The organism is Rossellomorea aquimaris (assembly GCF_003315075.1).
Taxonomy (GTDB): Bacteria; Bacillota; Bacilli; order Bacillales; family Bacillaceae_B; genus Rossellomorea; species Rossellomorea aquimaris_C.
Genome location: NZ_QNRJ01000001.1, coordinates 348,832 through 368,801, shown reverse-complemented (window position 1 = coordinate 368,801; position 19,970 = coordinate 348,832). Strand labels below are relative to the sequence as shown.

The window sequence follows — 19,970 nt, the reverse complement described above, 5'->3', positions numbered from 1 at the left end:
ATGAGTTTACAGCCCCACGGAGGAACGCTTGTTCAATCATATTTACCAGAGGAACCCTATGAGGATATTCTCCATGAGATCCCGTTAGACGAAACCGCGTTAAGTGATTTGGAACTCATTGGGATAGGCGCATACAGTCCTATAAATGGATTCTTGACCGAAGTCGATTATCAACATGTAGTAGAAAGTTTACGTTTGCGAAACGGCAGCGTGTGGAGCATCCCGATTACCCTGCCCATTGCAAAAGAAAAAGCAGGAGACGTAAAGAAAGGCTTAAAGAGCCGCCTTGTTTATAAGGGAGAAACATATGGCCTCATTGAAGTCGAGGATATTTATGAACCAGACAAACAGAAAGAAGCCCTTCTCGTATACGGAACGACCGACGAGGATCATCCAGGTGTCAAGAAACTATTCCAACGTGGAGATGTGTATGTAGGTGGGAAGATAAGCCTCATTAAACGTCTTTCCAAACCGTTCAACGAGTATACATTTGACCCAAGTGAAACGAGAAAGTTGTTTAAGGAAAAGGGATGGAAAACGATTGTCGGTTTCCAAACGAGAAATCCTGTTCACAGGGCCCATGAGTATATTCAGAAAACGGCATTGGAAACCGTGGATGCACTCTTCTTAAATCCGTTGGTTGGCGAAACAAAGGCGGATGATATCTCAGCGGGCATCAGAATGGAGAGCTATGAAGTTCTATTACAGAACTATTACCCTAAAGATCGTGTGTTTTTAGGAGTCTTCCCTGCTGCCATGAGGTACGCCGGTCCAAGGGAAGCCATCTTCCATGCACTGGTACGAAAAAATTATGGATGCACGCATTTTATCGTCGGGAGAGATCATGCCGGTGTTGGTGATTATTATGGTACCTATGATGCACAGAAAATATTTGATCAGTTCGATGAAGAAGAGATAGGGATTACCCCTCTCCGCTTCGAGCATAGTTTCTACTGTGAGAGATGCGAAGGGATGGCGACTACGAAAACATGTCCTCATGATAAGACCGATCACGTTATTTTATCAGGGACAAAAGTGAGAGGGATGCTCCGTAACGGGGAAGTCCCCCCTTCAACGTTCAGTCGCCCTGAAGTGATCGAAGTGTTAATTAGAGGTTTAAAACAAGAAGCTGGACAAACGATTTAAGGAGGGTACAGGGTTGAATGAAAAAACAGAAAACATCGTATGGCATGAAACCGCAGTAACGAAACGGGAGAGACGAAATAAAAATGGACATCAAAGCTTTATTTTATGGTTCACAGGTTTATCCGCTTCAGGGAAATCGAGTGTCGCCAATGCATTGTCCCACTCCCTTTTCGAACAAGGAAAACAAGTCTATGTTCTGGACGGTGATAATGTCCGTCATGGATTAAATCATGATCTGGGATTTAAGGAAGAAGATCGCAAGGAGAATATCAGGAGAATCGGCGAGGTGTCCAAACTTTTCATCGACAGCGGCCAAATTGTGCTGACAGCCTTTATTTCACCCTACAGGGAAGATCGTGCTCTCGTACGAAATTTAGTGGAGACGGATGAATTTATCGAAGTTTATGTGCATTGTTCTTTAGAAGAATGTGAAAAGCGCGATCCGAAAGGCTTGTACAAAAAAGCACGTAACAAGGAAATCACTCATTTTACGGGAATCAGTGCTCCTTATGAAGCGCCTGAAAAACCGGAAGTGGTACTGGATACAGAGAAACATTCAATTGAAGAATGCGTGGAGTACTTACTAACTGTATTGAATCAAAAACAGCTTATTTAAGGGGGAGAAAAGCATGGCATATTCAAAATCATGGGAGTCAAATGAGAAATTGAACAAAACGGAACAATGGAAACTGGAGAAAGACGGGTTGTCTATCTTTGAAGATATTCCATATTATGCGGAAAACGGATTCTCTTCGATTCCGAAAGAAGAGTGGGATAAGTTTAAATGGGCAGGTTTGTATCTGCAAAGACCAAAGGAAGACGGCTATTTCATGATGAGAGTGAACGTCCCGTCGGGCATCCTGACCTATGAACAGGCACGGGAACTTGCTGCCATTTGTAAAGAGTATGGAAGAGACGTTTATGACATCACCACCCGCCAGGCGATCCAATTTCACTGGTTGAAGATCGAACAGATTCCCGACATCTTTAATCGTCTGGAGAAGGTCGGATTGTCTTCTGCCGGTGCATGTGGGGATATCACACGTAATATCGTCGGGAATCCCCTGGCAGGAATCGACCCTGATGAACTTTTCGATACAAGGAGCATTGTGAAAGACGTATATGATTTCTTCCAGCACAACGAAGATTTTTCAAATTTACCTCGGAAATATAAAGTAGCCATCTCCGCAAATATCAAGAATGCGTCGAATGCTGAAATCAATTGTGTTTCCTTTGTTCCGGCAAAAAAGCTGATTGACGGTAAAGAAGAAGTCGGCTTCCATTTGAAGATCGGTGGAGGATTGGCCGCCAGACCATTCCTCGCCCAGGAGTTGGATGTTTTCATCCTTCCTCACCAAGTGAAGGAAGTTGCGATAGCCGTCACCACGATTTTCCGTGACTTCGGTTATCGGGAAAAAAGGCATTTGGCCCGGTTGAAATTTTTAATGGCAGATTGGGGTCCAGAGAAATTCAAGGAAACGCTATTACAGTATGTTGAGCTTTTACCTGCGGGAGTTGATGCCGTAGAAGGTTGGAATGCAGGGTATTTCTACGGAGTACATCCACAGAAACAGGAAGGACTCAATTATGTGGGGTTGAATGTACCGGTTGGGCGCTTGAATTCTGAAGAAGTGTATGAACTTGCGAGGATTTCCAGGAAATACGGGAATGGAGAACTGAGAAACTGTAATTCTCAAAATCTCATCATCCCCAACATACCAGATGAACATGTTGATGCTTTGCTTTCTGAGAAAATCTTTGATCGCATTTCGACGAGTCCCCTATCCTTCATCGGGTATTCCGTATCATGCACAGGGATCGAATATTGTAATCTCGCTTTAGTGGAAACGAAGGAACGGATGAGACAAATCGCCAATCAATTGGATCAGGAACTTTCATTGGATGTCCCTGTCAGAATCCACATGGTAGGATGCCCGAATTCATGCGGCCAACGACAAATCGCCGATATCGGGTTACAAGGAATTAAAATGAGAACAAAAGATAAGAAGATGATCGAAGCATTTGAAATATACGTCGGAGGAACTCTTCAAGACGGCGGAAAACTGAATGAAAAGTTAAAAGGGAAAGTGGAAGCAGGCAACCTGACAGGGGTGGTCAAGCAATTGCTCCTTCATTTTAAACAAACAAAAGCACCGGGAGAAGACTTTTTTGACTATATCAATCGGGTCGGTACCGCTCCCCTTCAAGAATCGTTAGATCAATTACTTCAGGAAGCGTAAGGAGGCATACTGGATGAACTTATATCGATTTGAAGTGACTACTCACGAGTTCGTCACGATTGTCGTAGTAGCGGCTGAATCAGATGAGAAAGCCTTTGATCTAGTAGAAATTGAATTAGAGAAGTATTTTTTGAAAAAGCCTGATGTGGTAGACATCTCTCTTTACGAGAAACGTAGAATCCGTGGGAATGGTGCAGGGTTTGTTCTGCATGAACAGGAAACAATCATCAAATCTTAAGGAGGCAGGATAAATGGGGAAGGTTTACTTGGTTGGAGCGGGTCCTGGAGATCCTGAATTAATCACATTAAAAGCATTGAAATCCATACAAAAAGCAGATGTCATTTTATATGACCGGCTGGTGAATAAAGAGCTTCTCTCCTATGCGAAAAAAGGAGCCGACTTGATATACTGCGGGAAACTGCCAAACTATCATACGATGAAACAAGATACGATCAATCATTTTCTCGTTCGTTATGCTGCCAGCGGCAAGGTAGTGGTGAGATTGAAAGGAGGGGACCCCTTCGTATTTGGAAGGGGGGGTGAAGAAGCGGAAGCCCTTGCAAAAAAAGGGATTCCCTTTGAAATCGTCCCTGGTATCACTTCGGGTATAGCAGCGGCTGCCTACGCAGGGATTCCCGTTACACACCGGGAAGCCAGTTCAAGTGTCGCCTTTGTTACGGGACATAAACAAAATAATCAACAAGAAGATGAAAAGTGGGAAAGTCTGGCCAAAGGAATCGATACCCTGGCCATTTATATGGGGGTGGGGAATCTCCCTTACATTAAAGAAAAGCTCATTCAAAACGGTAAGTGCAAGGAAACTCCTGTGGCACTGGTCCACTGGGGAACAACAGAAGTGCAAAGAACCGTGACCGGGACACTGGATACGATAATCGATATTGTGAAAACAGAGAAGATTGAGAATCCAAGCATGATCATCGTGGGAGAAGTGGTCCGTTTCCGGGAGAAGATTCAATGGTTTGAAGAAAGGTTTGATAAGAAATCGATCATGAGCGAGGCACTTTAAATGACACGTGCGATCTTATACGTGTGCCATGGAAGTCGTATTGCGAAAGCCCGTGAAGAAGCCATTGATTTTATTAAAAGGTGCCAGAACCAAGTGGAAGCGGAAATCCAGGAAATAAGCTTTCTTGAGCTTGCATCACCTTCCATTGAAGAAGGGTTTAAAGCATGCGTGGAAAAAGGAGCTTCCCACGTTTCCGTCGTTCCCCTACTCCTCTTGACGGCGGTTCATGCCAAAAAAGACATTCCAGATGAAATTCAAAACTGTCAACAAACCTATCCTTGGATTACGGTAACGTATGGTAAGCCTATTGGGGTTCACGATAAAATGGCTGAAAGTGTGATAAAGAAAATACACGATGCTGCTCCAATTGACTCTTCCACCGTTGCCGTATTAATAGGGAGAGGAAGTTCAGACCCCGATGTTACAAAGGACTTAGGAGCCCTGGCCGAACTTGTGCATCGAAAGACAAAGTTAGCAGATGTAAGGACCTGTTACTTAACAGCGGCCTCACCAAGCTTTTCAGAGACCTTGGAATCTGTCAGGAATACAGAGAGAAACGTCATTTTCATTCCCTACTTGCTGTTTACCGGGTTACTCATGAAAGGAATTGAAAGAGAGATTAACAAAACGGACAATGAGCATATCATTCTGGGTGATTATTTAGGGTATGACCCCCTTGTGGAAGAAGCATTCCTGGATCGTGTGAATGAAAGCCTTTGTGATAGAGGAGAATCATATGCTGCCTGTCATGATTGATGTCAACGGAAAACGAGTTACGATTGTAGGCGGAGGGAAAGTGGCATATCGGAAGCTCTCTGTATTTCTAGAGCAAGGAGCGATGATAACAGTCATCAGTCCTGACGCTGTTGATGGAATTCAAGCGTTACATGAAGAAAAAAGAATTCTATGGGTAAAAAGAGAAGTGGAACCTGATGATTTACGAGATGCTTTTATCGTCATCGCTGCCACGAATGAACGATGGGTGAATGAACAGGTAAAAATTCACTCTGAAGAAAATCAACTTTTATGCGTGGTGGATGATGGGGATTGCGGAAATATGCAGATGGTCTCCTTTAGACAGAAAGGGAATTTAACGATTGCCGTTTCAACCGGCGGAGCAAGTCCATTCTTAGCTAAAAAACTTACCAATCAAATCTTCCAACGATTTGATGATAGCTATATAGAAAAGCTTGCTTTCATTGCCTCTAAGAGAAGAGAAATCAAGGCATCAGACTACTCTGAAGGGGAGAAAAGGAAGCTATTACAGGAACTTTCTGAACGGGTGTAAAGGGGATGTACCTTTATGCCCGTTTGCTCATTATACGAACATTTTTGTGAAAAATGTACATATTGTTAAGAAATGAATCTTTACAAACGGATGAGTTCCCGTTATACTATCCAATATCAAATCAATATTTGTTTTCACTCATATAATAGCGGGGATATGGCTCGCGAGTTTCTACCGGATTACCGTAAATGATCCGACTATGAGTGAGCAATGGATTGTCCGTTTATACGGACGCTCTTTGCCTAACCCAAAGGTCATTGTCTCACTCTAGCCAGAGGACAATAGCCTTTGGGTTTTTTTGTAGACTTCCAGGTTCTATTACTGTAAAGGAGCGTTTTGATTATGAATTTATTAAGAAACAAAATTGAAGATGAAGGTGTCGTCCTTTCAGATACTGTATTAAAGGTAGATTCGTTCCTGAATCATCAAGTGGACCCGGAATTGATGGTGGAGATCGGGAAAGAATTCGAACGCCGCTTTAAAGATCTGGGAATTACAAAGGTGTTAACCATTGAGTCGTCCGGAATCGCTCCTGGCGTGATGGCTGCTCTTCAATTGAATGTTCCACTTGTATTTGCACGTAAGCGTAAATCGTTAACCCTTTCAGAAGGGGTTCTTACATCAACGGTTTACTCCTACACGAAGCAGGAAGAAAACACAATCTCGATTTCCAGTAAATACATAGGAGAAAATGACCGTGTCCTATTGGTTGACGACTTTTTAGCAAATGGACAGGCTGCCCTGGGATTAATCGATTTAGTTAAGCAAGCAGGCGCCCATGTTGCCGGCATCGGGATCGTCATAGAAAAGTCCTTCCAAGACGGAGGAAAGCTCGTTCGTGAAACGGGATACAGAGTTGAATCATTAGCGGAAATCCAATCCCTTGAAAACGGGAAAGTGACATTCAAGCAAGAGGAGGCGCGGGTATAATGAAAAATCAGCCAATTAAACTGGCGTCACTCGGTATTCAGCACGTTCTCGCGATGTATGCGGGAGCGGTCATCGTTCCACTGATCGTAGGAGGAGCATTAGGATTAACGGGAGAAGAGCTCACTTATCTGGTTTCCATTGATATCTTCATGTGCGGAATCGCCACCTTATTGCAAGTATGGAAGAATCGTTTCTTTGGGATAGGACTTCCGGTCGTACTCGGATGTACGTTTACGGCTGTAGGGCCCATGATTGCGATTGGCGGGCAGTATGGAATTTCGGCGATCTACGGTTCGATACTGGTTTCAGGGTTATTCGTTGTTGTAATCAGTAAGTACTTTGGGAAACTGGTTCGTTTCTTCCCTCCTGTAGTGACTGGCTCTGTAGTAACGATCATAGGGATTACCTTGATTCCAGTAGCCATGAATAATATGGCAGGTGGACAAGGGAGTGCTGATTTCGGTTCATTGGAAAATTTGTCTCTTGCTTTTGGAACGTTGTTCTTTATTTTAGTCCTCTATAAATTTTTCACCGGTTTTGTTCGCTCTGTCTCCATTTTACTGGGATTGATGGCAGGAACAGCCGTCGCATTTGTTTTGGGAAAAGTAGATTTTAGTGCTGTTGGGGATGCCTCCTGGTTTCATATGGCAAAACCCTTTTACTTTGGCATGCCGACGTTTGAAATAACGGCAATCCTCACCATGATATTAGTAGCCATGGTGAGTTTGGTAGAATCTACAGGAGTTTATTTTGCTCTGGCTGATATCACCGATAATGAGGTTTCAGAAGAGGATTTATCAAAGGGCTACCGTGCAGAAGGGCTGGCAATCTTACTGGGTGGATTATTCAATGCATTCCCCTACACTGCTTATTCACAAAACGTAGGCTTGGTCCAGCTTTCAGGCGTGAAGCGCAACAGTGTGATTTATGCAACAGGAGCATTTCTCGTGATCCTTGGATTGGTACCAAAGATCGGTGCTTTAACGACAGTGATTCCTGCTTCAGTATTGGGCGGGGCGATGGTGGCCATGTTCGGGATGGTCGTAGCGTATGGGATTAAGATGCTTAGTCATGTGAATTTTGCATCTCAAGAAAATCTATTGATCATTGCCTGTTCAGTAGGAATGGGATTAGGTGTAACCGCTGTTCCGGAATTATTTGCTCAAATGCCATCCAGCATCCGAATCTTGACGGATAACGGGATTGTTGCTGGAAGTATGACAGCCATTGGACTGAATTTGTTTTTTAACGTGTTTTCTAAACGAAAGCTCAATGTTGTGTTGAATGAGCAGAAAGCTTCGTAATCATTGTTGTAGAAAGAACGTCACCTTTGCACGATTGGAAGGTGACGTTTTTCTTTGTGAATATATTTCTGAATTATCAGATAGTAAAGAAGGGTATACATACAACGGTCTCGAACATAATTGATTAGGGAATGTTGCAATATTGGGATTTACCTTAAATTAAAGGGGGAGAAATATGTACGCAACGACAGGATCCATTTTTGATCAAACGGTAGAAAAATTTCGGAATAAGGAGGCGATTGTAGAAGAGAAAACAGGTAATCGGTTAACTTTTGCACAGTGGCAGGATGAAGTTCATCGTGCAGCCAATGCGTTGCTAAAGGCAGGTGTGAAAAAGGGAGATCGGGTTTCGACTTATCTATTCAATACACTGGAGTTAGCAACTTTGTACTTTGCGTGTGGAAAGATCGGTGCGGTGATTAACCCAATTAATTTTCGGTTAAAGGCTCAAGAAATACACTACATTTTAGAAGATGCCAAACCAAAGGTATTGATATTTGAGGAAGCCCTCACCCTTCCGATTCAGCAGATTTCACAAGACTTTCCACAGACCCTTTTTTGGTATGTTGGAGAAGATGCCCCTACCTTTTCTCATAGCTATAAAAATGTTGTGAATCCATGTTCGAATGACTTAATAAACATCCCTGTAGAAGAAACGGACCCATATGCGATTATGTACACGAGCGGGACTACCGGGAGGCCAAAGGGTGTGCTGCACAGGCATAGGGATATGGCTGAGCAAAGCTTGATTTGTACGTCTGTTATGGGTTTGACACCAAATGATATCGGACTTGTTACAGCGCCTATGTTTCATTGCGCAGAGCTTCATTGCTGCTTCCTTCCCCGTGTTCAAGCTGGAGCGAAGAATATTATCGTTCATCAGTTTCAACCGCAAACCGTATTAGAAGTGATTGAGCGGGAAAAGGTCAGTTCCTTTTTCGCTGCGCCAACGATGTGGAACATGCTTCTGCAACACGGGGTAGAAGATTATGATACTTCTTCTTTACGGATCGGTCTTTACGGGGCCGCCCCAATGGCCCCGGTTCTTGTGAGGGCACTCCATGAGAAAATGAAGATTGACTTGATACAAGCCTATGGTCAGACCGAGATGGGTCCGGCAGTTACCTTCCTCCTTCAGGATGAGCAGCTAACCAAGACAGGATCGGCAGGTAGGGCCGCCTATAATCATGAAATACGGGTAGTCAAACCGAATGAAAATGGTCCTTCTGAACCGGATGATCTTTGCAAGCCTGGTGAAGTCGGGGAAATCATTGTTCGCGGTTCCTGTACAATGCTTGAATATTTCAACCGTAAGGAAGCGACGGAAAGAGCATTATATAAAGGCTGGTACCATTCCAGTGATCTGGGTTATATGGATGAAGATGGGTATCTGTACGTCGCTGATCGGGTGGATGATATGGTGATATCGGGGGGAGAAAATGTGTATCCCCGTGAGGTCGAAGATGCACTGCACGCCCATGAAGATGTTGTAGATGTTGCCGTCCTCGGCCAGCCTCATGAAAAATGGGGAGAACAGGTGATTGCCGTTGTTGTTTCCAAAAATCCTTCATTGTCTACGCAAGATCTCGATCTCTTTTTGAAAAATGGGGATTTGTTGGCGGATTATAAGCGACCCCGAGAATATATTTTCGTAGAAGAACTTCCTCGGAATGCAAGTGGTAAGATTCAAAAGTTTTTACTTAGAGATAATCTTGTCCGGAAAGAAAATACACGATAAAGCGAAGGTCCTTTAGCGGGACCTTCTTTACATTTTCTAATGAAGTCTATTGGGCACCGAGTATAGGACAGTCCGATTGCCCATATATTTGATATGAGGATATGAGGGAGGGTGATACAGTGCCGTTAATAAAGCATAATGAAGAGGAAGTTAAACTACTTGCCAGGTTAATGAGAGCAGAAGCTGAAGGTGAAGGAAATCAAGGGATGATGATGGTCGGGAATGTAGGTGTAAATCGGGTATTGGGTGATTGTTTGGATTTTAAGAATATCAGAAGCATTAAACAAATGGTTTACCAAAGCCCTGGGGGATTCGAAGCCACGCAAAAAGGATACTTTTATCAAAGGGCAAGAAGTAACGAACTTGACATGGCCAGAAAAGTTATAAATGGTCGACGAATACATCCTGCAAGTTTTAGCATGTGGTTTTTCAAGCCACCGGGTAATTGTCCAAGTCAATGGTATAATCAAGCAAATTCAGGCCGATTTAAAAGTCATTGCTTTTATCAGCCTACCCGTACGGATTGTCCAACTGTCTTTCAGTCCGGTTTGCAAGGATAGGAAGAGTCCGGAGGGAACATTTGTTCTTTTTAGCGGAATAATGCAAGTTGGTGCGTAAATGCACGTAAAATCGAGAAAAACAAAGATAGTGCAAATCGTTAACTTAAAAATATATAACTAATACTTCGTAAAAAAAATTGAGCATGGGGAGCCCCATGCTCATAGAGAGTTACCTCTTTATCAGATAAAACTATCAGTGGAATAGAGGTTTTCATTTAGAAATTGCGGTTACATTTAGGGCAATTACATTTATGGTGATGATTCTTTTTATGGCATTCACAATGATGTTCATGTTTTTTACATCCGCAATCGCGGTGGTGATCTTTTTTATGACATTTACAGTCATGTTTGTCCTTTATTTTAAAACATCTCACTTCTTGTTCTTCGAATTCTCTTCTTGGCTTGTCGCAAACGTCATAGTCATCATTGCATGAACAGTGGATGAACATTAAGTTGTCCCAAAAACGGCAACTAGGAAAATCATCTCTTCTGTTTCTATCACACTGATTGAAAAATGGGAACCACATTATAAATCCCCCTAACTTCTATAAAATTTTCAAGGTAGACCTCGACTTACTATATACTATGCAACTTTGTCCACTGTGCTTGGGCAGAAGTCCTAATTTCTATGTGTTTTAATCAGATAAGGTGAGAGCAGATATTCTTTTGTTTACTGAAGTTTTGGAGGGATATGTAAGGATGTACTCCAAGGAGCAAAAGAACGTATTGGTATTGGATGATTTCATGGAGGAATATAGGGAGAAGAGAGAAGGGGCATCACCTAACTCAAATGTAATAGTATGTCTTTTATTTTGTGTAACGGTTGGCATAACTGGAAGCGACGAAGGCATCAGGTTTAATTTTCGGTTCCACACCCATTGCTTCCATCCTAGTGACCATTTCCTTAACAAACTTGCTTGTTTTATTCTGTTTTCCAGCCCCGATATCAATATGTCCCTCCATTGAAAATGTAGCTCCTTCATAAAGATATGGAAGGATTATATCAATTAACTGATTTTTTCTTTCCTTAGTAAATAACGAAACAATTTCCTCGGATAAAGACAATTCATAAGAAATCCGCTCATGCAATTGCAGCATTCTCCTAGGGATTAACACTTTTCTTATGCATGCCCACACACCATTTCCTTCATTTAATATCACAATTCCTGTTATGAAGGTGGTATGTGATTGATGAACTTGTGAATCAGTCCCTACCATTAATCGATAGTGACCATTTGGCTGCGATCGCATGAACTTCAAAATATGTTCAAAGACCTTGTCAAATGACATTCCAATTTCCTGTAGATTTTGAAATGAGAAGTAATCATCATTACAGTTTTTCATCTTGTCAAATCACAGCTTTCTTAACCAATTTGTGAATGGAGAGATCTTATCCATATCCTATGATAAGAATTTATTATCGTGTGAGGAAAATATGCAGGTGAATTTGTTTTTGTCCGGAGGCATTTACCGTTTCAACAATATCGAGGGAATGAAGTTGAAACGCCTTTATGAACTAAAAGACAAAGAAGAACCGAATCTGTGTCGCACGGTATCAGAGGTGAAGGGAGGATAAAGGGATCGTATACTCAACGATCGTTTCTAGCTTACAGTTAACATAATATTTATTATCGGTACCTGAATAAAATAATCGATCCCGGTCTCGTATCACAAGTATACTGTTAACAATGAGACAGAAGAAAAAAATGAGACACTTTACATCAACACTTAAATTTGGTTAACCCTATTGATTTTTTTAGGTTTATTAATCCGATCCTAAAATTTAATTTACTCATGATCCATTCAGTCTGGTCATGCATCTTTATTTTTGTGAATCCAGATATCAAATTTGATATCTGGATTTGTAGATCTTTACGGATTTTCCATCTTATTATCTGATAATTTATTTCGTTGATTTTAACACAGTTTGGTTCCTTAATTCTTATAATTATCTTCTCATGCCAATTGTTAGCTGCTGCGTTCATAGTTGTTTATTAGTTTACATAACATTCCCTGATGAGTCTTTTTGTCCGCCGTCTTTTTTCTACTTTACTAAATTATTCAATCCAACTTACTTAACCCCGATCTAATCATACCTATCACTACCTCTCTCCTTTATCAATGACTTCAGGATACATAAAGAAAAGGCACAAAGAGTTCAGATTCTACCTCTTTATGCCTAAGCACTATTTCAACAAATATTGTCTTGGTGTCCCGAAATAAAGCGTTTGCTGATATTCCGGGAATACAGATTCAAAGCAGACGATGATGGGTGCATCCAAAAGCCAGGGATAGTACGTGAAGAATCCTTTATCACCGTTCACCATTGCTGCTAATGCCAATGGCAGCTCCTTTTTGAAAATCATAAACCGTACGTTGGAAAGCTGTTGATCAAATTCTCCCCCACTCACATACACGGTTCCTGCAAGAGTGTATTGACCAAGGTCTCTTCTCCATTCTCCCAACACTTAATCCCTCATGGAGGGATTGATCTTCTCCAAATCAAAGTGACAACCAATACTCAAAAATAGTTCACCCGTCGTATCAGAATGAGTTAATGTGTATTTTCGATTATCAACGGGATTGAAGATTGATGCTGGTGGTAAATACGTGACCGTTAGCTTTTCAGGCTTAAATTCACTCATGTGCAAGCCTCCTTTACAAAAAATGGGCTTACAACAGATTATGATAAAAGCCTAGAAACGGTTCCGCTACTTATTTGCTTTCCACTTGATCTTCATCAGGTTCCATTGATCATTTTCGTAATACCAATAAGACGTGGCCGTTCCGATTCCATCCGCCTTATAGGCACCGCTTATTTGCTGATAACCTTTTAATCCCTTACCAGGTTTGCCGATGATTTTCGTTGGCTCAAAAAATGCATACGGTAAAACCATTAATTCCATAGGTTCATTTAAGGTTCCTTCGGTGTATATACCCAATCGATCATAGTCTTCTTTTCGGTCACGTAAATCGACTGTGTAGGATTGATTTGTATCTACAAATGAAATAGAAGCTTGGTAGTCATCTTCAAACTGAGCTTGAATCGTTAAGGGCTCAGGTAATCCAATATCAACCAGTTTATTATCTGCTAACGTATGGAGCGCTACATTATAGAGTCCACCGCTTCCTCCTGTAGCTGATGAGTACAGCATATCCTTTATTCCATCATGATTTAAATCAACAAATTGGATTTTCGGCTCATAGCCACCTTCATAATCAATTCGAATCTCACTGCCTTCAGACGTTTTAATATCCGCCCAAATTTGTTTCAGAAATAGGGCATCAGGAGAAAATGGAACGGCCTTAAGCGTAATCTTATCCTTTTTACCATCGCCGGTTACATCTTTTTTATACACATGGACAGTCATTTCATTCACAGGCTGTTTTTCCAGTGGTTCACTGGAAAAGTTTCCTGCAATGGCATGGAGGGACATAACAAAGAAAGCACCGAAAGCAAATAGTAATTCTTTTCTCATGATTCTCTCTCCTCGATAGAAAATGATTCCCTTTTATTTTCACCAAAGAAGGAAAATCTATGTAATGATTATCGTTTCTCTTTTTATCTTTCTTAGCATCAAACAAGTCAAAAAAGACCAACCGATAAAAAGGTTGGTCCATTCCTATTATTTTTGTTCTGTTGTCGTCTCAGGTTTTGCTTCCCAGCTCTCAATTCCTTTTAACCCTTTAATAGAGTTGGAGTAGAAAACAGGATCCTTACCTTGTCTCTTTTGTTCTCGGTAATCTTTTAGTGCAGATATCGCGATCTTAGCTAATAACGTGATGGCGATTAAGTTGATGATTGCCATTAGACCCATAAATAAATCTGCCAGGCTCCACACAATATCCAGTTTGACAACCGCTCCGAAAATCACCATGCCGATAACGGCCATTCGGTAGATGAATAGAGTGATCGGGCTGTATTTGATAAACTCGATATTAGTTTCCCCGTAGTAGTAGTTTCCGATAATTGAACTGAAGGCGAATAAGAATATAGCGACAGCAACAAATGTATCTGCCCATTCCCCTACATGGAAACTTAAGGCTGCCTGCGTCAGCTGGATGCCATCGATCCCTGTGGTGTATTGGTCAGACAGGATGATCATGAAGGCTGTTGCTGTACAGATAAGCAGTGTATCAGTGAACACACCAAGAGTTTGAATAAGCCCTTGTTTAACAGGGTGGGTGACACCCGCAGATGCCGCTGCGTTAGGCGCACTACCCATCCCGGCTTCATTTGAGAATAAACCGCGTTTGATACCCATCATGATGGCTGCCCCTACTCCGCCACTTGCCACTTCACGAATACCAAATGCATTTTCAAAAATGATCACAAACATATTTGGCAGCATGGTAATGTTCGTAATAAGAATAAAGAAGGCTAAAATCAAATAAAGAACGGCCATTACTGGAACGACAATTTGAGTTACACTGGCGATTCTTTTTACCCCACCGAAAATAACAAGTGCTGTTAGAACCGCTAGAATGATTCCTACTGTCATACGATCAAATGAATACGCTTCTTCCATGGCAAGAGAAATCGTATTGGATTGGACCGAGTTAAATACAAGACCGAAACAGAATGTAATGATAACGGCAAACAGGATTCCCATCCAACGGGCATTCAATCCCTTTTCCATATAGTAAGCAGGGCCACCTCGGTAGCCGTCTTTTCCATCTTTCACTTTATAGATTTGAGCAAGTGTACTCTCCACGAAGCTTGTCGCTCCTCCTAGAAGGGCAATCAGCCACATCCAGAATACAGCTCCCGGTCCACCGCCGGCAATCGCTGTTGCAACCCCAGCCAGGTTACCTGTACCGACACGGGATGCGGTACTGATCGTGAAAGCCTGGAAGGAAGAAATGCCTCGTTTTCCTTCTGCTGAAATCGTGGTTTTATCTGTTAATAATCTTCCCATTTCTCCTAAGTAACGGAATTGTGCGAATTTAGTTCGTAATGAGAAGTATAAACCAAGACCGATAAGCGCCACAATCAGTATGTATGACCACATAAAATCATTCAAGCTGCCTATTATACTTGTGAATATATCCATAATTGTTCCCCCTAGATGTTTGTATTTATGACAAATAATGTATGAATCTATGTTTGTATACCCATTCAGACACTTTCTTAATCTATCAAAAAATAAATGCCTATTCAACTGATAAATTCATCTTTTTGAAAGAATATTAATTGTTGTACAATTTTTCACGGGTATTGTACAACAATATTGAATGAATATACATATATTATTCGTCTTCCGTAAATAAAAAACGACCAGAAATGTTTCTGATCGTTTCTCTGGAGTTGCTATTCTTTTGTTCCAGATAGTAGTGATTCTGCCCACGTTTCACAAACAGATCCGCTAACCCCTTCATCAATCACAAATGATCCATTCGAGTAACGGTCATTTGGTCTAAGATCTGAAAGGAGCACTTCTTCTGTTTTTCCCTTTTTCGTGATCAGGCCTACCTTATCTGTATCTTTAACCACTTCTATTCTTACCACACGATGTGGGTTTGATTTCAATTCCCGCAGCATGATGACTCCACGTTTGGCACGGGATGTCTTTTCAAATTCGGCTAATTTCATTTTCTTTACTGCCCCTCGCTGGGTTGCTAAGAAAATATAGTCCTTCACCGGGTCTTTAATGATCTTACCAGACACAACATAATCTTCATCTTTAAGGTTAATCCCTTTTACACCAGCTGCCCGTGGTCCGACGATGTTCACGTCTTCCTCGGAAAACCAAAGACCATAGCTTAGATGTGTAGCGATGAAAATATCATAGGAACCATCGGTTAAGTGTACATCTACCAGCTGATCGTCTCCTTTTAAATTAATACCTACAAGAGGACGGGAGTAGCGCTGTGCTTTGTACTGGGGAAGCTCAGATCTCTTGATCATTCCATTCTTCGTTACAAATAATAAATAGTGGGATGGATCAAATTCTCTAATCGGTATCGCTTTTAGAACCTGTTCATCGCGATCAATCGGCACGATGTTCCCAACGTGCTGACCAAGGTCTTTCCAGCGAATATCCGGAAGTTCATGTACAGGGCAATAAATGTAATTCCCTTTATTCGTAAAGACTAACAGTACATCAGTCGTATTCATCTCATACTGACCAAGGAGCCTGTCTGTTTCTTTCATGGCGAGATCCTGCCCGTTTGAAGCAGAATACGAACGTAGACTTGTTCGTTTCATGTAACCATCACGGGTAACGGTAACCATGACATCCTCACTGGCGATCAGTACTTCAAGGTTGATTTTAATTTCTTCAATCTCATCCTCAATTTTAGTGCGGCGAGCATCAGAGAACTGCTTTTTGATGCCTTTTAATTCTTTTTTGATTACACTGTAAAGTTTGTTTTCACTTTCCAGGATAGCCGTTAACTCAGCAATCGTTTTCGCTAATTCTTCAGCTTCTGCCTGCAGTGCGGTAATGTCTGTATTCGTTAAGCGGTATAGTTGAAGGCTGACGATTGCTTCTGACTGTGCTTCAGTAAATTGAAATTGCTGAATTAAATTATCCTTCGCATCACGTTTGTCTTTCGAAGCACGAATCGTTGCTATCACTTGATCTAATATTGACAGAGCTTTCATTAAACCTTCGACAATATGCTGGCGATCCTTCGCCTTATTTAGATCATGTCTGGTACGGTTTGTCACTACTTCTTTTTGATGGTGAATATAAGCATCCAATAGTTCACACAGTCCCATTAGTTTAGGACGACGGTTATGTATCGCAACCATATTAAAGTTATAGGCGATTTGAAGATCACTGTTTTTATAGAGGTAGTGTAAGACGCCAGTAGCATCTGCATCTTTCTTTAACTCAATGACAATGCGCATTCCATCGCGGTCTGTTTCATCACGAACTTCTGCAATTCCTTCCACTTTGCGATCTACACGGAATTCATCCATTTTCTTGACGAGATTCGCTTTGTTTACCTCATAAGGAATTTCCGTTATGACGATCTGCTGTTTGCTTCCGCGGATGTTTTCAATATCTGCTTTTCCACGAACAACCACTTTTCCTTTTCCGGTTTCGTAGGCTTTTTTGATGCCGTCTACCCCTTGAATGATGCCACCTGTTGGGAAATCAGGTCCTTTTATGACCGTCATTAATTCATCCACCGTGCTTTGTGGCTTTTCCATACGCATGATTGTCGCATCAATGACTTCATCAAGGTGATGAGGTGGAATGTCAGTTGCATATCCTGCTGAGATACCAGTGGATCCGTTGACTAAAAGGTTCGGAAAACGTGAAGGCAAAACAGTTGGTTCACTGGATGTATCATCAAAATTCGGGATAAAGTCCACGGTTTTTTTATCGATATCACGCAAGAGCTCCATGGAGATGGCAGAAAGACGAGCTTCTGTATAACGCATGGCAGCAGGCGGATCTCCGTCGATGCTTCCGTTATTTCCGTGCATCTCGACTAAATATTTACGCACTTTCCACGTTTGACTCATACGCACCATGGCGTCATACACAGATGTATCACCATGTGGATGATAGTTACCGATAACATTACCAACGGTTTTCGCTGATTTCCGGAACCCTTTTTCCTGGGTGTTGCCATCCACGTACATGGCGTAAAGGATACGTCTTTGTACGGGCTTTAACCCGTCACGTGCATCAGGTAATGCACGCTCTTGGATAATGTATTTACTATAACGTCCAAATCGGTCGCCAAGTACCTCTTCCAGAGGTAAGTCTTGATATCTTTCTACAGTTGTCATGTATTACCCCTCCTCTGCGACCGTAATGTTTTCATTTTCAAGAATACTTCCTTCTTCTTCTAACCCAAAAGCTACATTGCTTTCAATCCATTTACGGCGCGGCTCTACTTTATCTCCCATAAGAGTCGTTACGCGACGCTCAGCCCGGGCTGCATCATCAATTCGTACACGGATCAGTGCACGTGTTTCAGGATCCATCGTCGTTTCCCACAGCTGATCGGCGTTCATTTCTCCAAGACCTTTATAGCGCTGGATCATATAGCCTTTACCCACTTTAGAAATGGCTCCTTGAAGCTCTTCATCCGTCCATGCGTATTCAAGCTTTTGTTTCTTTCCTGCCCCTTTGCTTACTTTGTAGAGAGGAGGAAGTGCAATATAAACTTTCCCTGCTTCTAATAATGGTTTCATGTAGCGATAGAAGAAGGTTAATAGCAGAACCTGTATATGGGCTCCATCCGTATCGGCATCGGTCATGATGACAATTTTGTCATAATTGATGTCGCCGACGTTGAATTCAGGACCGACGCCGCCGCCAATCGCATGAATGATCGTATTGATTTCTTCATTTTTGAAGATGTCCTGAAGCTTGGCTTTTTCCGTATTGATGACTTTCCCCCGAAGTGGAAGAATCGCTTGGAATTTACGATCACGACCTTGTTTTGCAGAACCTCCCGCAGAATCCCCCTCCACGAGATAGAGCTCGTTACGCTGAGGATTTCTCGATTGAGCAGGTGTTAATTTACCAGATAGAACGGTTTCAGATCGCTTTCGTTTCTTTCCGTTTCGCGCATCTTCCCTTGCCTTACGTGCTGCTTCCCGGGCTTGGGCGGCTTTAATGGATTTTTTAATAAGAAGGGAGCTTGTATCGGGATTTTCTTCTAAGAAATATAGAAGGTGCTCCGAAACAACTGCATCCACAGCTGAACGTGCTTCACTCGTACCAAGCTTTCCTTTCGTCTGCCCCTCAAATTGAAGGAGATGTTCTGGTATACGCACAGAAACGATACTGGCAAGTCCTTCACGAATGTCGGTCCCTTCAAGATTTTTGTCCCGATCTTTCAGAATCCCAACTTTTCGGGCGTACTCATTAAAGACACGGGTCATGGCTGTCTTTGCTCCGGCTTCGTGGGTACCTCCGTCTTTTGTACGAACATTGTTTACAAATGACAGTATGTTTTCAGAGAACCCGTCATTAAATTGAAAGGCGAACTCCACTTCGATCGTATGATTTTCTCCTTCAAAGAAAGCTACGTTATGAAGCACGTCTTTTTCTTCGTTTAAGTATTGAACAAAGGCCTGGATCCCGCTCTCGAAGTGAAAGACTTCCTTCTGATCATGACGCTCATCAATGATTTCAATTTTTAATCCTTTAAGAAGGAATGCAGATTCCCTTAAACGCTCACAAATCGTTTCATAATTATAGATGATATTACTGAAGATCTCCGTATCAGGTTTGAAATGGATACACGTTCCGGATTTTTTCGTTTTTCCGATCTTCTCAAGAGTGGTTTCAGGTTTTCCACCTTTTGTGAAACGCTGTTCATACTTCGTTCCATCTCTTTCAATCGTCACCACAAGCCATTCAGATAGGGCATTTACGACTGAGGCACCCACACCATGCAATCCGCCACTGGTCTTGTATCCGCCTTGTCCGAATTTCCCTCCTGCGTGCAGCACAGTCAAAATGACTTCAGGAGTGGGCTTGCCAAGCTTATGCATTCCAGTAGGCATCCCACGTCCTTTATCCTGGACAGAGATGCTATTATCCTTATGTATCGTAACAATAATCTCGTTTCCGAAGCCAGCTAATGCTTCATCCACCGAATTATCGACAATTTCGTATACTAAATGATGCAATCCTCTTGAATCTGTAGAGCCTATATACATTCCAGGTCTCTTACGGACGGCTTCTAAACCTTCTAATACTTGAATGGCATCATCATTGTAATCCATGGTCTTATTCTGGTTGGCCACGAACATTCCCCT

16 protein-coding genes, 1 pseudogene and 1 riboswitch are annotated in these 19,970 nt (G+C 42.0%); of the genes and pseudogenes, 11 read left to right on the top strand and 6 right to left on the bottom strand.

What is annotated here, in order from left to right:
* From sat to DET59_RS01805, 11 genes are all read left to right on the top strand, one after another.
* Complete coding sequence (sat, locus tag DET59_RS01855; RefSeq protein WP_113967889.1) at positions 1-1,146, top strand: sulfate adenylyltransferase; 1,146 nt, start codon at positions 1-3, stop codon at positions 1,144-1,146.
* Between the two features lie 13 nt (positions 1,147-1,159).
* A complete protein-coding gene (gene cysC, locus DET59_RS01850) occupies positions 1,160-1,762 on the top strand; it encodes an adenylyl-sulfate kinase (RefSeq protein ID WP_113967888.1) in 603 nt (200 codons plus the stop codon).
* 13 nt (positions 1,763-1,775) lie between these two features.
* A complete protein-coding gene (locus DET59_RS01845; RefSeq protein ID WP_113967887.1) occupies positions 1,776-3,386 on the top strand; it encodes a nitrite/sulfite reductase in 1,611 nt (536 codons plus the stop codon).
* Between the two features lie 13 nt (positions 3,387-3,399).
* Positions 3,400-3,624 carry a DUF3906 family protein gene (locus DET59_RS01840; protein ID WP_113967886.1) on the top strand — a complete coding sequence of 75 codons (225 nt, stop codon included), beginning with the start codon at positions 3,400-3,402 and terminating at the stop codon, positions 3,622-3,624.
* A 13-nt stretch (positions 3,625-3,637) separates the two neighbouring features.
* Entirely contained in the window at positions 3,638-4,414 is a 777-nt protein-coding gene (gene cobA, locus DET59_RS01835; RefSeq protein ID WP_113967885.1) for a uroporphyrinogen-III C-methyltransferase, read from the top strand.
* Positions 4,415-5,170 (top strand): sirohydrochlorin chelatase, encoded by a 756-nt coding sequence (locus tag DET59_RS01830; RefSeq protein ID WP_113967884.1) that lies wholly within the window; start codon positions 4,415-4,417, stop codon positions 5,168-5,170.
* Positions 5,151-5,702 (top strand): precorrin-2 dehydrogenase/sirohydrochlorin ferrochelatase family protein, encoded by a 552-nt coding sequence (locus DET59_RS01825; RefSeq protein WP_113967883.1) that lies wholly within the window; start codon positions 5,151-5,153, stop codon positions 5,700-5,702. Before DET59_RS01830 ends, DET59_RS01825 begins: the two co-directional genes overlap by 20 nt.
* 118 nt (positions 5,703-5,820) lie before the next feature.
* A riboswitch (purine riboswitch) is annotated at positions 5,821-5,922 on the top strand.
* Positions 5,923-6,044: 122 nt separating this feature from the next.
* Positions 6,045-6,632: a xanthine phosphoribosyltransferase gene (locus DET59_RS01820; RefSeq protein ID WP_113967882.1), complete on the top strand. Its 588-nt coding sequence runs from the start codon at positions 6,045-6,047 to the stop codon at positions 6,630-6,632.
* Positions 6,632-7,936: a nucleobase:cation symporter-2 family protein gene (locus tag DET59_RS01815; RefSeq protein ID WP_113967881.1), complete on the top strand. Its 1,305-nt coding sequence runs from the start codon at positions 6,632-6,634 to the stop codon at positions 7,934-7,936. Before DET59_RS01820 ends, DET59_RS01815 begins: the two co-directional genes overlap by 1 nt.
* A 175-nt stretch (positions 7,937-8,111) precedes the next feature.
* A complete protein-coding gene (locus tag DET59_RS01810; protein WP_113967880.1) occupies positions 8,112-9,674 on the top strand; it encodes a fatty acid--CoA ligase in 1,563 nt (520 codons plus the stop codon).
* Positions 9,675-9,844: 170 nt separating this feature from the next.
* Positions 9,845-10,234, top strand: coding sequence for a cell wall hydrolase (locus DET59_RS01805; protein WP_397540909.1), 390 nt, complete (start codon positions 9,845-9,847; stop codon positions 10,232-10,234).
* Positions 10,235-11,041: 807 nt separating this feature from the next.
* Here DET59_RS01805 and DET59_RS01795 read toward each other — a convergent pair.
* From DET59_RS01795 to parE, 6 genes and pseudogenes are all read right to left on the bottom strand, one after another.
* Entirely contained in the window at positions 11,042-11,524 is a 483-nt protein-coding gene (locus DET59_RS01795; protein WP_397540907.1) for a ribonuclease H-like YkuK family protein, read from the bottom strand.
* Between the two features lie 896 nt (positions 11,525-12,420).
* Positions 12,421-12,879 (bottom strand): annotated as a pseudogene (locus DET59_RS01780) (staygreen family protein).
* Positions 12,880-12,945: 66 nt separating this feature from the next.
* On the bottom strand, positions 12,946-13,713 hold the full coding sequence (locus DET59_RS01775) for a hypothetical protein (protein WP_113967874.1): 768 nt from the start codon (positions 13,711-13,713) through the stop codon (positions 12,946-12,948).
* A gap of 147 nt (positions 13,714-13,860) precedes the next feature.
* Entirely contained in the window at positions 13,861-15,288 is a 1,428-nt protein-coding gene (locus tag DET59_RS01770) for an alanine/glycine:cation symporter family protein (protein WP_113967873.1), read from the bottom strand.
* A gap of 257 nt (positions 15,289-15,545) precedes the next feature.
* On the bottom strand, positions 15,546-17,984 hold the full coding sequence (parC, locus tag DET59_RS01765; RefSeq protein WP_113967872.1) for a DNA topoisomerase IV subunit A: 2,439 nt from the start codon (positions 17,982-17,984) through the stop codon (positions 15,546-15,548).
* 3 nt (positions 17,985-17,987) lie between these two features.
* Positions 17,988-19,958, bottom strand: coding sequence for a DNA topoisomerase IV subunit B (gene parE, locus DET59_RS01760; RefSeq protein ID WP_309472423.1), 1,971 nt, complete (start codon positions 19,956-19,958; stop codon positions 17,988-17,990).
* Positions 19,959-19,970: the final 12 nt, after the last annotated feature.